This window comes from Burkholderia sp. FW306-1C-G01B, assembly GCF_058781685.1.
Genome location: NZ_JBYSWZ010000005.1, coordinates 76579 through 90896, shown reverse-complemented (window position 1 = coordinate 90896; position 14318 = coordinate 76579). Strand labels below are relative to the sequence as shown.

The window sequence follows — 14318 nt, the reverse complement described above, 5'->3', positions numbered from 1 at the left end:
TCATGCCATCGGCGTTCAAGGATCTTCATCAGATCGCTCCGGATTCCGCCGGCCCGCCGATGCGCCGCAATGCATCGCGAGCCGGGTGCCGCCGTCAGCCGTGATCGCGGGGCGGGGAAGGGACGTGCGGCGCACGACGTTCGTGCTTGCCGGACGGCTTGGCGGGGTCGATACGCGTCGCACCGCCGACGGCGGGCGGATCGCTGGCCGGGAACGTCTCCTCGAGCCCTTCGTCGATGCGCTCCTCCGTCTTGTCTTTGGGCGGCGGGCGGGACGTGGCGAGCCTGAGCAGGCCGGCAGCCGGTGACACGGCGTCGCGGCGGCCGGGGGCGTGAACGTTCATGGTCGAACCTCCTTGTTCGTTGATGCGGGCGCAAGCGCCGTGCCTGCGCGGCATCGGCGGCACGACGCTTGCACGCCGGGGGACGCCGGCCGGTGCGACGGGCATGACCCGCGCGCCGCCGGCGTGGACGAGAGGACATCGTGATGAATGCAACCAAGGAAAGAATACGTTACGACGCGAACGTATGCGGCGGCGATTTCGGCCACGTACGCGAGCGGTTCGACGCGTGGAAGCGCGAATCGCTGGTCTATCGGCCCGAACGGCGCATGTTCGACGGCAAGGACGAGGTGCGCGAGCTGAACGACGTCGTCTACGACGGTCCCGAACGCGCGCAGCGGGCGCTCGTCGCGCAATGCTCGCCGTCCGATCCGTTCGCGCTCGCGGTGCGGCTGATCGCGGAAGGGCGCACGATGTGGCTGGTGATGGCGGCCTACGACGACTGACCGCACGGCAGCGTCAGGCCGGATCGGGCAACGGGCACGGCGCGGGAGCGGGCACGCCGCTTGCGTACGGCCGCAGCGCCATCGAGATGTGCGCCGTCGCGCAGGAGTGACATGAAGACGCCATTCACGCTGCACCGCCCCGAACCGACACCCGACGTCGACCCCGATCCGACGCAGCCCGGGCGCGACGACCCCGTCGATCCGCCCGTGCCCGACGGGCTGCCGCACGGCGATCCGCCGTCGCACCCGCCGCCGATGCGGATGCCGGGCGGGCGCGGTGCGCCGCAACCGGCCGCACGACCACTGAAAGGAGGACCATCATGGACATTCACGTGCAATCGCCAGACAAGCGCGCGATCGCTCAGGTGCTGGGCCGCTATTTCGAATCGCGCGCGTTGCGTTATCACATCGAGGAGTTGCCCGGCGGCGTGCTGCATATCGGCTTTCGCGCCAGCGGCCGCCCGGTCGCCGTCACCGTATCGTTCGACGATGCCGCATACGATACCTATACGCACTGGGATGCCAGCCAGAAACAGCTCGCGCTCGGGCGGCTCGCGGACGGCTTCTCGCGGATGATGTCGACGCGCAGCCCGGCCGCGCTGGCCGGCGACTATCACGTCGAGCGTTTCTGATCCGGCAACGCTTCCCCCCATCCATTCCGGAAGGCGGCAAAGTGCCCGCGCGCAGCGGGCGCTTTGCGTCTGCGCGCGCGTCGCGTAGGATGTCCGTTAATTCAGCGCACGCTACGTTCGCGCCGCAGGCTGCCTTGCCAGCCGCTGCAGCCGAAGAGGCTGCGATGCGCTTTTCCTCAGGTTCGTTTCGCGCAACCGACGGAGACCGCCTTGATGACTGTTGCCCGCCCGTTACTGTCACCCGGCGCGCGCCGGTTCGTATCCGGCTTGTCGGCATGCGCGGCGCTTGCCGCGGCCGGCGCCCGCGACGCGTCGGCCCAGACACCTTCGCCGCTCGGCGAGTGGCAATATTCGGCAGGCGTGCCGCTCGAGAAACTGTTCGATCCGACCGTCTCCACCTGGCAGGTCAGCGTCGGCGCCGCGATGACGCTGCAGCCGCGCTACGCGGGCTCCGACCGCTATCGCGTGATGGGCGGCCCGAATCTCGACATTCGCTATCGCGACCTGTTCTTCCTGTCGACGGGCGAGGGGCTGGGCGCGAACGTGCTGCGCGGGCCGAACTGGCGCGTGAGCCTGTCGGTCGGTTATGACCTCGGGCGCCGCTCGGCCGACGATCTCGGCCACCTGAACGGCCTCGACAACATCAACGCGGCGCCGGTGATGAAGCTGGCGGCCGATTACGTGATCTCGAAGGAATTCCCGCTCGTGCTGCGCGCGGATGTCCGCCGTAGCATCGGCGGCTCGAACGGCTGGACCGGCGATTTCTCCGCATACATGCCGATGCCCGGCAGCAACGAAAACTTCTTCTGGTTCGCGGGGCCGACCGTGTCGTTCGCCGACTCGCGCTACATGAACAGCTGGTTCGGCGTGAGCCAGGGCGCCGCCGCTCGCTCGGGGCTGCCGGCTTATTCGTCGGGCGCGGGGATCAAGTCGGCTGGCCTGGGCGTGACGATGGTCTGGTTCGTGAACAAGCACTGGTTCGTGACGATGGACGGCGCGATCGAGCAGCTCGTCGGCCGCGCGGCGCGCAGCCCGATCACGCAGCAGTCGACCAACGGCGTGTTCGACATGTCGGTGAATTACCAGTTCTGATCCCGGCGTCCTGGCCGGGCGGCGGCGTGCGGCAATTCCCGTCACATTTGATATGATTCCGACCTGTACAAACGTACAGTGATCGATTCCCGTGACGCCTGCTTCGCCGACGCCCCCGTCGTTTTACTACCTGACCAATTTCGAACGCGCGCTGGCCTGGCTCGGCGAGCGTTACGACGACCTGCTCGACCATCGGGAGCAGGCGTTCGTTCGCGATTTCGCGTCGCTGCCGCAGGCATCGCGCGCGCTGCTGGTGCGGATGCTGATGCGCAGCGGGTCCGACTTCCGCGCAAGCAAGCTCGCGTACGACGAAATCGGCTGCACGCTCGATGCGGCCGCGCCGCTCGTCGAGCTTGGCTGGGTCGATCCAGCGCCCGCGCTGACGCCCGACGAGCTGTTCGCGTTGTCGACCAAGGCCGACCTGCTGCGCATCTTCCCGTCGCTCGCCGCGCATGCGGGCGAGCGCAAGCCCGAATGGCTCGAACGGCTGCGGCCCGCGCACGACGCCGCGCAGCCGCTCGACGCGTGGTGCGCGCAGGCCGGCGACCGCGTGCTGCGCGTGACGGTCGGCGCGCTGTGCGACCGGCTGCGCCTGATGTTCTTCGGCAATCTGCATCAGGACTGGAGCGAATTCGTGCTCGCCGATCTCGGCGTGTTCCAGTACGAAAGCGTGCCGATCGCGCCGTCGTCGCGTGCGTTCCAGCAGCGCGACGACGTCGACGCGTATCTCGCGCTGCAGATGTGCCGCGACGCGCTCGACGCGTGGCCCGACGATCTGCCGTTCGACGACCTGCTGCGCGCGATCGACGCGGTGGGCTGTGCGCAGCCGTGGCTCGCGACGCGTCGCGCGAAGCTGCTGTTCGCGCTCGGGCAGACCTGCGAGCGCCGCGCCGACTGGGCCGCCGCGCTCGACGCTTACACGCGCAGCGCATGGCCCGGCAGCCGCCATCGGCGCATCCGCGTGCTCGAGCGCTGCGGGCGCGACGACGACGCGCTCGCACTGGCGCTCGATGCGCGCGGCGGTTTCGAGAGCGACGAGGAGCGCCAGCGCGTCGAGCGCATGCTGCCGCGCCTGCAGCGCCGCGTCGGCCAGCGCGTCGAACGCGCGGCCGCCGCGCCGGACGTGCCGCGCGAGACGCTCGTGCTGGCGCGCCCCGACGCGTTCGTCAGCGTCGAATTCGCGGTGCGCGACCATCTCGCGCAGCCGGCGTCGACGGTCCATTACGTCGAAAACACGCTGATCAATTCGCTGTTCGGGCTGCTGTGCTGGGAGCCCGTGTTCGCGGCCGTGCCCGGCGCGTTCTTCCACCCGTTCCAGCGCGGCCCGGCCGACCTGCACGCGCCCGATTTCGCTGCACGCCGCGCGGACGCGTTCGCCGCCTGCTTCGCGCAGCTCGATTCGGGCGCGTATCGCGACACGATCCGCCGGCATTACTCGACGAAGGCGGGGCTGCAGTCGCCGTTCGTGTTCTGGGGCGTGCTGACGGACGAACTGCTCGACGAGGCGCTCGCGTGCCTGCCGCCCGAGCACCTGCGGCTGTGGTTCGCGCGCCTGCTCGCGGATATCCGCAGCAACCGCTCGGGGCTGCCCGATCTCGTCCGCTTCTGGCCCGGCGAGCGCCGCTATGAACTGATCGAGGTGAAGGGCCCGGGAGACCGGCTGCAGGACAACCAGACGCGCTGGCTCGCGTACTGCGTCGCGCACGGCATGCCGGTGCGCGTCGTCGATGTCGAGTGGGCCGGCGCGGGCGGCGCGCACGCCGACGCGGCGAGGCTGTCCGCGTGAGCTACGTCGTCGCGGTGCGGGCAATGTGCGAGTTCACCGCGCGGCGCGGCGATCTCGACCTGCGCTTCACGCCTGCGCCGACCGCGCTCGAAGGCATCGCCGGCCACGGCGCGGTCACGTCGAACCGCGGCGCGCGCTACGAAACCGAGGTCGCGCTGACGGGCACGTGGGGCACGCTCACCGTGCGCGGCCGCGCGGACGGCTACGATCCCGTGGCGAACCGCATCGAGGAAATCAAGACCTATCGCGGCAGCCTCGACGCGATGCCGGCGAACCACCGCGCGCTGCACTGGGCGCAGGCGAAGGTCTATGCGCACCTGATGTGCGACGCGCGCGGCCTCGCGGAAATCGACGTCGCGCTCGTGTATTTCGACATCGTGTCCGAGCGCGAGACCGTGCTGACGGAAACGCTGGACGCGCCCACGCTCGCGGCGTTCTTTGCCGAGCAGTGCGCATGCTTCGTCGGCTGGGCCGAGCGCGAGACGGCCCATCGCGCGGCGCGCGATGCGGCGCTGCGCGCGCTTGCGTTTCCGCATGGGCAGTTCCGCAGCGGCCAGCGCGAGCTGGCGGTTGCCGTCTATCGCGCGGCGCGCGACGAGCACTGCCTGATGGCGCAGGCGCCGACCGGCATCGGCAAGACGCTCGGCACCGTGTTCCCGCTGCTGAAGGCGTGCGGCGAGGGCGAGCTCGACCATGTGTTCTTCCTCACCGCGAAAACGCCCGGACGCGCACTCGCGCTCGAAGCGGCGACGACGCTCGGCGCCGGCACGCCCGCGCTGCCGCTGCGCGTTCTGGAGCTCGTCGCGCGCGACAAGGCGTGCGAGCATCCGGACAAAGCGTGCCATGGCGAATCGTGCCCGCTTGCGCAAGGCTTCTACGACCGGCTGCCGGCCGCGCGCGACGCGGCGATCGGCGCCGGGCTGCTCGATCGCGATACCGTGCGTGCGGCCGCGCTCGCGCACGACGTCTGCCCGTACTACCTCGCGCAGGAACTCGCGCGCTGGTCGGACATGATGATCGGCGACTACAACTACTATTACGACGGCAGCGCGATGCTGCACACGCTCGCGCAGCAGAACCAGTGGCGCGTCGGCGTGCTCGTCGACGAAGCGCACAACCTGCTCGACCGCGCGCGCAAGATGTACAGCGCGTCGCTCGATCCGCTCGCGTTCGCGGCCGCGCGCGAAGCCGCGCCCGCGGCGCTGCGCAAGGCGTTTGACCGGCTCGCCCGCGCATGGGGCACGGTCAATCGCGCGCAGGCCGAACGCTATACGGCGTATCCGGACATTCCGGGCCCGATCGTGTCGGCCGTGCAGAACCTCGTCGCGGCGATCGGCGAACACCTGACCGACGCGCCGCGCGCGAACGGCGACGCGCTGCTGCGCTTTCATTTCGAGGCGATCCAGTTCGGCGTGCTCGCCGAAGCCTTCGACAGCGCGTCGATCTTCGACGCGACGCTGCACGGCGTACCGATGCCGCGCCAGCCGGCACTCGACGGCGTCGCGTCGGCCGGCCGCCGGCGCCGCGTCCAGTCGACGCTGTGCGTGCGCAACGTGATCCCGGCCGGATTTCTCGCGCCGCGCTACGAAGCCGCGCGCGCGACCGTGCTGTTCTCGGGCACGCTGAGCCCGTTCCATTTCTACCGCGACACGCTCGGGCTGCCTGGCGACACGGGCTGGCTCGACGTCGACGGGCCGTTCCGCGCCGAGCAACTGACGGTGCGCGTCGCGAGCCATGTATCGACGCGCTGGCGCGACCGGGACCGTTCGCTCGAACCGATCGCCGACCTGATCGCCGCGCAATACGCGACCAGGCCCGGCAACTACCTCGGCTTCCTGAGCAGCTTCGACTACCTGGGGCGCGTGGTCGCGCTGATGCAGACGCGCCATCCGGACGTGCCGGTGTGGGCGCAGGCGCCCGGCATGGCCGAAAGCGAACGCGATGCGTTTCTCGCGCGCTTCGACACGGGCGGGCGCGGCGTCGGCTTCGCGGTGCTGGGCGGCGCGTTCTCGGAAGGCGTGGACCTGGTCGGCGAACGGCTGATCGGCGCATTCATCGCGACGCTCGGGTTGCCGCAGGTCAACGATGTCAACGAGCAGATGCGGCGCGCGATGGACGCACGCTTCGGCAACGGCTACGACTACATGTACCTGTATCCGGGCTTGCAGAAGGTCGTGCAGGCGGCCGGGCGCGTGATCCGCACCGAGCACGACGAAGGCGTCGTGCATCTGATCGACGATCGTTACCGGCGGCGGGAAGTGCGCGATCTGCTGCCGCGGTGGTGGCGGATCGGGTGAAGGAGAAGTTGCCCGGCCGGCAGACTGCCGGTTGCGGCGCAGAAGCGCTATCCGTTCTTTGCGTAGCGGTGTAGCAGGCGTCGCCCGGGCGGGGCACTACAGCACGTTCAGCATCGCCAGCGCGGCTTCCTGCAGATACGGCAGCACGCGCCGCACGGCGGCGTCGGTCGTCTCCGTGCCGATCGGCATGTTCGTGCTCAGCGCGGCGACGACTTCGCCGTGACGATTCTTCAGCGGCACCGCGATCCCGCGCACGCCGACCTGCAGTTGCTGTTCGATCGCCGCGAAACCGGCGTCGCGCGCGTGGTCGACCTGTTCGAGCAGGCGCGCCTTGTTGGTGATCGTGTGCGGCGTGAACGGCGGCAGTTCGGTATCGTCGAGCCACGCGCGCACGGCCTCGCGATCGGGATGATGCGCGAGCAGCACGACACCCGGCGACGTCAGCGGCGCCGGCACGCGCGCGCCGAGCACGAAGCCGGTCGTCATCACGCGCGACACGCCGTTGCGCGCGATGAACACGAGTTCCCAGCCGTCGAGCACGCTCACGTACGCCGATTCGTTCAACGACGCGCTCAGTTGCTGCAGATACGGCTGGACCGTGCGCGGCAGCCGCGCCGAGTCGAAGTACGACCAGCCAACCCGCAGTACGCGCGGCGTCAGGCCGTACAGCTTGCCGTCGGTGTAGACGTAGCCGAGCGATTCGAGCGTCAGCAGGTAGCGCCGCGCGGCCGTGCGCGTGAGGCCGGTGCGCGCGGCGGCCTGCGTGGGCGTCATGCGCGCGTGCTGGCTGTCGAATGCTTCCAGGATCATCAGGCCTTTTTCGAGGCCGGCAATCCAGTCGCGTCGGTCGAGTTCGGGCTTGTTCATCGTCGGGAAGCGGTGCCGTCATGCGCGGTGATCGCGCGGGAGTGGGCGATTATCGCGCAGATCGAACGGTGGGGCCCGCGCTGCATGCGTTATGCCCCGACTTTGCAGACGGGATATGGGAGATATACAATCATCAATGTATATCCAAAGTCCAAGAGGTCCGTATGCAAGTCGCAAAGTGGGGCAATAGCCTGGCCGTCCGTCTCCCCGCCAGTGTGGTCGATGCACTGGAGCTCCGCGAAGGGGACGATATCGAAATCGTGGTCGATAGCCCGCGCGTTTTTGCCGTCAGCCGCAAGCCGAGGCCCGATGAACTTCTGCAACGGTTGCGGCGTTTCAGGGGCAAGCTGCCCGCCGATTTCAAGTTCGGCCGGGACGATGCGAATGAGCGGGATTGAGTCGGCGAAGTCGTTCGTCGACAGCAATATCGTGCTTTATCTGCTGTCCGGGGACGAAACCAAAGCGAATCGGGCGGAGGCGCTGTTCCTTCGGCGGCCGACCATCAGTGTCCAGGTACTGAACGAAGTCGCCAGCGTTTGCAGTCGAAAATTGCGGATGCCGTGGAGCGACGTGGGGCAGTTTCTGGAACCGATCAGGAGCTTGTGCCATGTCGTACCGGTCACGATCGATACGCATGACCTGGCGCGAAGGCTGGCGGAACGGCATGGCTTGTCCTTCTATGACGCGTGCATCGTCGCCGCCGCGTCGCTCGATGGCTGTGAATACCTGTACACCGAGGACATGCACGACGGCCTGCGCGTGGACGGCGGTCCGGTGCTGCAAAATCCGTTCGCCTGAACGTCGGGAATTCCGGGTTTGCTACGGACAGACCCGCTGGTGGAAGCGCTGTGCACGGGACGACCGCCGTGATGCTGTACGGCTTCGACCACATGGGAGCGGGCGACGTCGAGTGCGGGGAGGGAGAGTAACGCCTGGAAGCGAAGCGGCGATCCTTCAACGCGCGCCGCTTGCCGGGCAGTTTGCCGACGCCGGCCGGGGAAGGAGGGAAGACGGATGCGGCGCCGACTTCACGCGAGCCGCACCCGCCGGAGCGGCATTATTCGCTGCTTGTCCACTCGACGTTCGCGCCGACCGAGCGCAGGTTCTCGACGAAATGCGGATGCGCGCGGCGGATCGGCAACGCGTTCATGATTTCCGAGCGGCCTTCGATGCTCGCGGCCACCATCAGCAGCGCGATCGCGACGCGGATGATGTACGGGCTCTCGACGCGCGCCGGCGTCAGTTGCAGACCGCCGAACGTGATCAGCCGGTGCGGATCCGACAGCAGCACGTGCGCGCCGAACTTCGACAGCTCGCCGGACCAGCCGAGCGCACCGTCGTAGACCTTGTTCCAGAACATCGCGCTGCCTTCCGCGCGCACGCCGAGCGCGATGAAGATCGGCAGCAGGTCGACCGGCAGGTACGGCCACGGCGCGGCTTCGACCTTGGTCAGGATGTTCTGCGTGAACGGCCGGCGCACGCGCAGCGGGCCGTCGCGTTCCGCGCGCGACCAGCCGTCGCGGTGCGTGACGTTGACGCCGAACTTCGCGAACGTGCGGTCGATCAGCGGGAAATGCTCGGGCGACGAGTTGCGCACGGTGATGTCGCCGCCCGTGATCGCGCCGAGCGCGAGGAACGTCGCGATCTCGTGGAAATCCTCGGCGAAGCGGAATTCGCCGCCGCCGAGCTTGCCGCCGCCCGTCACGCAGAGCCGCGACGTGCCGATGCCCTCGATCGTGACGCCGATCATCGCGAGGAACTGGCAGAACTCCTGCACGTGCGGCTCGGATGCCGCGTTCATCAGCGTCGACGTGCCGTTCGCGGCCGTCGCGCACAGCGCGAAGTTCTCGGTGGTCGTCACCGATGCGTAGTCGAACCAGTGATCGTTGGCCGTCAGCGGGCCGTCGGTGCGAACGATCAGCGAATCGGGCGTGCGCTCGATGTGCGCGCCGAAGCGCTCGAACACCTCGACGTGCGGATCGATCTCGCGCACGCCGAGCGTGCAGCCTTTCACGTCGTTCTCGAGGCGCGCGACGCCGAAGCGCGCGAGCAGCGGCGGAATCAGCATGATCGACGAGCGCATCGCCTCGGGCAGCCGGTGGACGGCCGGATCGAACTTCGTGTTGAGATGGTGGAGTTCGAGCAGGCCGGTCGTGAAGTCGACCGACACGTCGCTGCCGAGCGTGCGGAAGATGTCGAGGATCTTGCGCACGTCGGTGATGTCCGGCACGCCGACAAGGCGCAGCGGCTGATCGGTCAACAGGGTGGCGCACAGGATCGGCAGGACGGCGTTCTTGTTCGCGGACGGCTTGATGTCCCCGCGCAGCGGAGTGCCGCCGTGGACGATGAGATTCGACATGATATGGGGGCGTATCGGTAACTGACGTAGGCCCATATGATGCCATTGGTCGGTGGGCGGCGTGGAATGTTCGGAAGGGAAAAGGGGGATCGGCGCGCGTGATTGACGGTGTTTGACGTTGGGCGGAGAGGTGCCGCCGTTCGGCTGGCGGCCGACGCGGAGCAATGGCCGGCCGATGACCGGGCCGGCCACGCGCTCACTTCGTCACTGCGCCGCCCGCATCCGCGCGGCAACCACCAGCGAGATCAGGCAGCCCGCCGCGAGATAGCCGGCGACGAGGTGCCACGAGCCGCCGGCCAGGGTGACCAAGCCGACCGCGATGAACGGCGTGAACCCGCCGCCGACGACGCTCGCGAACTGGTAGCCGACGCCCGCGCCGCTATAGCGGTATTCGGCGCCGAACAGCTCGGTGAACAGCGGCTGCTGGACGCTCACGACCATGTCGTGCGCGGCGTTCGCGAGCAGGATCGAGAAGATCACGATCCACGCGATCGACCGCGCCTCCAGCGCGATGAAGAACGGCACCGCGGATGCAAGGCCGATCAGCGCGCCGATCAGGTAGATGCGGCGCAGGCCGTAGCGGTCGGCCAGCCACGCGAAGCACGGGATCGTCACGCAGCTCACCGCGCCGACCAGCAGGCCTACGTTCAGGAACAGGTCGCGCGACATGCCGAGGTTCGTCGTCGAATAGCTGAGCGCGAACGCGGTGACGATATACATCGTGAACAGTTCGGCGAGCCGCAGCGCGACGATCAGCAGGAACGCCTTCGGATGGCGCGTCAGCGCTTCCAGCACCGGCAGGCGCAGCTTGCGGTTGCCGTGCTCGACCTTCTCGACGAACTCCTGCGATTCGTCCATGCTCTTGCGCACCCACAGCCCGACCAGCACGAGCACGATGCTGAACACGAACGGCAGGCGCCAGCCCCACGACTTGAACGCGGCCTCGCCGAGCGTGTGGCTCAGGATCGATACGATGCCCGTGGCCAGCACGAGGCCGACGCCATAGCCGACCTGCACGCCGCTGCTGTAGAACGCCTTCTTTTGCTTCGGCGCGCTCTCGACGGCCATCAGCGCCGCGCCGCCCCATTCGCCGCCGACCGCGAAACCCTGGATCGCACGCATCAGCACCAGCAGCACCGGCGCCCACCAGCCGATGGTTGCGAAGGTCGGCAGCAGGCCGATCGCGACCGTCGACAGCCCCATCAGCATCACCGTCAGCACGAGCATCCGCTTGCGGCCGAGCCGGTCGCCGTAGTGGCCGAACACGACGCCGCCGAGCGGCCGGAACAGGAAGCCGACGCCGAACGTCGCGAACGCCGCGAGCGTGCCCATCGTCGGGCTGACTTTCGGGAAGAACTCGGAATTGAATACCAGCGCGGCGACGATCCCGTACAGCAGGAAGTCGTACCAGTCGACGACGGCGCCGACGAAGCTGCCGATCGCGGCCTTGCGCGCCTGGCTGCGCGCGCGGGTGCCGGCGGCGGCGTCGAGGGTGTCGAAGGTTGGGGTCATGGCGGTGTCTCCTGGTACGGCGCATCGTGGAATCGTGGCGGCGCCGCGTCCGATGCTGCATTGAAGTCGATGAGTGAACGGAGAATAGGGTGCGCGCCGCACGGCGGCAATTGGCCAATCGGGCAAAGTGCGCGATTATCGTTCAATATCGTGCGATTATCGAACGCTTTTCGGGTTTGCACTAGGCGGCGCGACGATATCCCGTTCGGCCGGGGTGTGCCGCCGTGAACGATCTGGTTAAAATCTGCAGCATCGACAACTCGCCCGTTCGGGGCGGAAGCAAGGCCGCCATATCGGCCGCGCATGCCGCACGCGACGGGCCCAATCCCCCATCGACTGCATGCCCCCGGAGACTGGAATGCCCGGTAATTCCCACCCCTTGTCCAGCGATACGCCGCCCGTCGCCGATCCGGCCGCCAATCCGCTCGGGATGGCCGGCCTCGAATTCGTCGAATTCGCGGCGCCCGTGCCGGACGCGCTCGCGCAACGCTTCGAGCAGCTCGGGTTCAAGGCGATCGCGCGGCATGTCAGCAAGAACGTCACGCTGTACCGGCAAGGGCAGATGCATTTCCTGATCAACGCCGAGCCCGATTCGTTCGCCGCACGTTATGCGGAGGAATACGGGATGGGCGTCTGCGCGATCGGCTTGCGCGTGGCGAATGCCCGGCGCGCGTTCGAGCGCGCGATCCAGCTCGGCGCGTGGGCGTTCGAAGGCGAAAAGGTCGGTGTCGGCGAGTTGAAGATCCCCGCGATCCAGGGCATCGGCGATTCGCACCTGTATTTCGTCGACCGCTGGCGCGGGCGGGACGGCCAGCGCGGCGGCGTCGGCGACATCTCGATCTTCGACATCGATTTCCGGCCGATCGACATCGCGACCGCGCATACCGATCTCGACTGCGCGGGCGTCGGCCTGCAGCAGGTCGACCACTTCACGCAAACCGTCGGCGCAGGCCGCATGCAGGAGTGGCTGGATTTCTACCACGACCTGCTGCATTTTCGCGAGATCCACCAGATCGACGCGCACTGGCACGTGTCGGAGGAATCGCGCGTGATGGTGTCGCCGTGCGGCGCGGTGCGGATTCCGGTCTACGAGGAAGGCACGCGGCGTACCGAGCTGATGCACGCGTATCTGCCCGACCATCCGGGCGAGGGCGTGCAGCACGTCGCATTGTCGACTGACGACATCCTGTCATGCGTCGATGCGCTGCGCGCGAACGGCGTCGAATTCATCGAGCCGCCCGCACGGTATTACGACGACGTCGATGCGCGGCTGCCCGGGCACGGCGTCGATCTCGACGCGCTGCGCAGCCGCGCGGTGCTGGTCGACGGCGAGATCGGCAGCGACGGCGTGCCGAGGCTGTTCTTCCAGACCTTCGTCAAGCGCCGGCCCGGCGAGATCTTCTTCGAGATCGTGCAGCGCAAGGGGCACCACGGGTTCGGCGAGGGCAATCTGGCGGCACTCGCCCGCGCGCGCGACGCCGGCTGAACGATCAGGCGCCGGCGGCCGGCACGCGGTTCTGCACCGGGTCATTCCGCTCGCGCAGCAAGCACGCGGTGCCGCCGGGCGTGTCGAGCCCGGCTTGTCGGCCGGAAGCATCGACGTGCCATAGCGGATACCGCAGCCCCGTTGCGCGCCGTCGATTCATCACGCCGGATCGGCCGCTGCGAGCTTGCGGCTTTGCCGACGCATTCCTTCGAAGATCGCGTCCGCCACATCCGCCGGAAATTCCACCGGGATCTGCGCCGCGACTTCGGCAATCGCGGGTTCCGTGCGAGCGGCGACAGCCGCCATCGCCACGCGCACGTCGTCTTCGGTCAGGCCGATGCGCCGCCCCTGCGCGATCCAGTGACGCGGCTGGATCTCGCCGATCACGTAGTGCCGGTTCTTCCCGCACACGGCCATCGCGAGCCGCGCGCGGCGCGGCGGCAACTGGTTGCGGCGTGTACCGATGATCGGATGCGCGGACAGCACGTCGTACAGCGGCGTGCTGCGGTACGTATTGCCGGGCAGGTGCGCGATGCTGAAGTTCTTCGCATGGCCGTCGATCGCCGCCAGCACCCAGAACACGAGCTGTGCGACGAAGAAATTCATCCTGTCGTGCGCGGCGTCGGTCGAATTCGCGAGGATGCCCATGATCGTCTCGATGCCGGGGCCGCCGTCGGATTCGTATTTCGCGCCGGACGGCGTGCCGGTTGCCTGGCACATGTCCTCCTGCGGCAGTCGCAGGATCCACGTGCCGTCGCGCGAAGGACGCCGGTCGAAGCGCTCGACGATCAGCGCCTTCTGGTCGTCGAACCGGCCGATCTCGCACGGCGCGACCGGCAGGCCGTATGCGGCGACGAGCTTCGAGCACAGCCATTCGTTCTCGACGGACGTCCGCATGTCGGCCTGCATGTTCCCGACGCGCCCGAGCGGCAGCTTGAAGATGTGTGTCGTCGGCGTGCTGCCCGACGGCCGCAACCAGCGGTTGCCCTGACGCAGCAATGCGGTCTTTTCCTGCGCGCCGGCGATCGACAGGCGCAGGTCGCCGTCCGGCTCCGCGCGGCCGGGCAGCGGAGCGGCGGTCGCGTAGCGCAGCACGTCGGCGACGGCTGCGTCGTCGAGCGCCACGCCGTCGATCGTCTCGAGGTCAACGGGCATTTCGCCGGGCGGCAGCATCTGGATCGCGCCGACGCAATCCCGGCCGATCGACGCGAGCAGTTCGAACGGTGCCGTCGATCCGAGCCGGTAACGCTGCGCGATGCGGCGGCGGATCGGCTCGCTGTCCGGCAGCAGGTTGTCGAAGTAGTCGGCGACGATCGCGCCCTGGTGCGGCTGGTTGCCGGGCGTAAAGGGCAGCGACAGCGATAGCGGCCGCCCCTGGGGATCGTCGAGCCAGCCCGGCAGGTAGACGAGGCGCTCGACGCCGCGCCGGATTTCCCAATAGCCGACCGGAATGCCGTTCATCCACAGGTCGAGCCGGTCGTGGCGGGCGCGCGACGCCATC

General features: G+C 68.4%; 13 protein-coding genes. 8 read left to right on the top strand and 5 right to left on the bottom strand.

The genetic code is table 11. The features are described 5' to 3' along the window. Positions 1 to 94: 94 nt before the first annotated feature. The gene (locus tag AC3WLY_RS12025; protein WP_175959107.1) at positions 95 to 343 is read right to left on the bottom strand and encodes a hypothetical protein; all 249 of its coding nucleotides are present in this window, start codon (positions 341 to 343) and stop codon (positions 95 to 97) included. 143 nt (positions 344 to 486) lie between these two features. On the opposite strand from AC3WLY_RS12025, the gene AC3WLY_RS12020 reads away from it, so the two are divergent. From AC3WLY_RS12020 to AC3WLY_RS12000, 5 genes are all read left to right on the top strand, one after another. Then, positions 487 to 786, top strand: coding sequence for a hypothetical protein (locus AC3WLY_RS12020; protein ID WP_072436785.1), 300 nt, complete (start codon positions 487 to 489; stop codon positions 784 to 786). A gap of 320 nt (positions 787 to 1106) precedes the next feature. Then, complete coding sequence (locus AC3WLY_RS12015) at positions 1107 to 1418, top strand: ATP-binding protein (RefSeq protein ID WP_310140015.1); 312 nt, start codon at positions 1107 to 1109, stop codon at positions 1416 to 1418. Between the two features lie 213 nt (positions 1419 to 1631). Continuing rightward, the gene (locus AC3WLY_RS12010; protein ID WP_072436788.1) at positions 1632 to 2510 is read left to right on the top strand and encodes a MipA/OmpV family protein; all 879 of its coding nucleotides are present in this window, start codon (positions 1632 to 1634) and stop codon (positions 2508 to 2510) included. A 91-nt stretch (positions 2511 to 2601) separates the two neighbouring features. Then, positions 2602 to 4296, top strand: a complete 1695-nt coding sequence (locus AC3WLY_RS12005; RefSeq protein ID WP_492308338.1) for a VRR-NUC domain-containing protein — start codon at positions 2602 to 2604, stop codon at positions 4294 to 4296. Continuing rightward, on the top strand, positions 4293 to 6593 hold the full coding sequence (locus AC3WLY_RS12000) for an ATP-dependent DNA helicase (protein ID WP_492308339.1): 2301 nt from the start codon (positions 4293 to 4295) through the stop codon (positions 6591 to 6593). Before AC3WLY_RS12005 ends, AC3WLY_RS12000 begins: the two co-directional genes overlap by 4 nt. Before the next feature lie 96 nt (positions 6594 to 6689). On the opposite strand, the gene AC3WLY_RS11995 is transcribed toward AC3WLY_RS12000, so the two are convergent. Further along, positions 6690 to 7460: an IclR family transcriptional regulator domain-containing protein gene (locus AC3WLY_RS11995; protein WP_175959112.1), complete on the bottom strand. Its 771-nt coding sequence runs from the start codon at positions 7458 to 7460 to the stop codon at positions 6690 to 6692. A gap of 164 nt (positions 7461 to 7624) precedes the next feature. Between AC3WLY_RS11995 and AC3WLY_RS11990 the strand changes: the two genes are divergently transcribed. Beyond that, positions 7625 to 7858, top strand: a complete 234-nt coding sequence (locus tag AC3WLY_RS11990) for an AbrB/MazE/SpoVT family DNA-binding domain-containing protein (protein ID WP_175959113.1) — start codon at positions 7625 to 7627, stop codon at positions 7856 to 7858. Next, the gene (locus AC3WLY_RS11985) at positions 7845 to 8258 is read left to right on the top strand and encodes a PIN domain-containing protein (protein ID WP_175959114.1); all 414 of its coding nucleotides are present in this window, start codon (positions 7845 to 7847) and stop codon (positions 8256 to 8258) included. Before AC3WLY_RS11990 ends, AC3WLY_RS11985 begins: the two co-directional genes overlap by 14 nt. Positions 8259 to 8517: 259 nt before the next feature. Here AC3WLY_RS11985 and AC3WLY_RS11980 read toward each other — a convergent pair whose 3' ends face one another. Both AC3WLY_RS11980 and shiA read right to left on the bottom strand, forming a co-directional pair. Then, complete coding sequence (locus AC3WLY_RS11980; protein WP_492308340.1) at positions 8518 to 9819, bottom strand: UDP-N-acetylglucosamine 1-carboxyvinyltransferase; 1302 nt, start codon at positions 9817 to 9819, stop codon at positions 8518 to 8520. A 204-nt stretch (positions 9820 to 10023) separates the two neighbouring features. Beyond that, positions 10024 to 11331, bottom strand: a complete 1308-nt coding sequence (gene shiA, locus AC3WLY_RS11975; RefSeq protein ID WP_492308341.1) for a shikimate transporter — start codon at positions 11329 to 11331, stop codon at positions 10024 to 10026. A 358-nt stretch (positions 11332 to 11689) separates the two neighbouring features. Here shiA and AC3WLY_RS11970 point away from each other — a divergent pair, with 358 nt between their 5' ends. After that, on the top strand, positions 11690 to 12817 hold the full coding sequence (locus tag AC3WLY_RS11970) for a 4-hydroxyphenylpyruvate dioxygenase family protein (protein ID WP_492308342.1): 1128 nt from the start codon (positions 11690 to 11692) through the stop codon (positions 12815 to 12817). A gap of 159 nt (positions 12818 to 12976) precedes the next feature. On the opposite strand, the gene AC3WLY_RS11965 is transcribed toward AC3WLY_RS11970, so the two are convergent. After that, complete coding sequence (locus AC3WLY_RS11965; protein WP_492308343.1) at positions 12977 to 14317, bottom strand: type II toxin-antitoxin system HipA family toxin; 1341 nt, start codon at positions 14315 to 14317, stop codon at positions 12977 to 12979. Position 14318 lies beyond the last annotated feature (1 nt).

Bases quoted from the DNA above. Each gene is read 5' to 3' on its own strand.
- AC3WLY_RS11970 (WP_492308342.1), top strand. From the start codon at position 11,690: ATGCCCGGTAATTCCCACCCCTTGTCCAGCGATACGCCGCCCGTCGCC.
- AC3WLY_RS11985 (WP_175959114.1), top strand. From the start codon at position 7,845: ATGAGCGGGATTGAGTCGGCGAAGTCGTTCGTCGACAGCAATATCGTG.
- AC3WLY_RS12010 (WP_072436788.1), top strand. From the start codon at position 1,632: ATGACTGTTGCCCGCCCGTTACTGTCACCCGGCGCGCGCCGGTTCGTA.
- AC3WLY_RS11990 (WP_175959113.1), top strand. From the start codon at position 7,625: ATGCAAGTCGCAAAGTGGGGCAATAGCCTGGCCGTCCGTCTCCCCGCC.
- AC3WLY_RS11965 (WP_492308343.1), bottom strand. From the start codon at position 14,317: ATGGCGTCGCGCGCCCGCCACGACCGGCTCGACCTGTGGATGAACGGC.
- AC3WLY_RS11980 (WP_492308340.1), bottom strand. From the start codon at position 9,819: ATGTCGAATCTCATCGTCCACGGCGGCACTCCGCTGCGCGGGGACATC.
- AC3WLY_RS12025 (WP_175959107.1), bottom strand. From the start codon at position 343: ATGAACGTTCACGCCCCCGGCCGCCGCGACGCCGTGTCACCGGCTGCC.
- AC3WLY_RS11995 (WP_175959112.1), bottom strand. From the start codon at position 7,460: ATGAACAAGCCCGAACTCGACCGACGCGACTGGATTGCCGGCCTCGAA.
- AC3WLY_RS12015 (WP_310140015.1), top strand. From the start codon at position 1,107: ATGGACATTCACGTGCAATCGCCAGACAAGCGCGCGATCGCTCAGGTG.
- shiA (WP_492308341.1), bottom strand. From the start codon at position 11,331: ATGACCCCAACCTTCGACACCCTCGACGCCGCCGCCGGCACCCGCGCG.
- AC3WLY_RS12020 (WP_072436785.1), top strand. From the start codon at position 487: ATGAATGCAACCAAGGAAAGAATACGTTACGACGCGAACGTATGCGGC.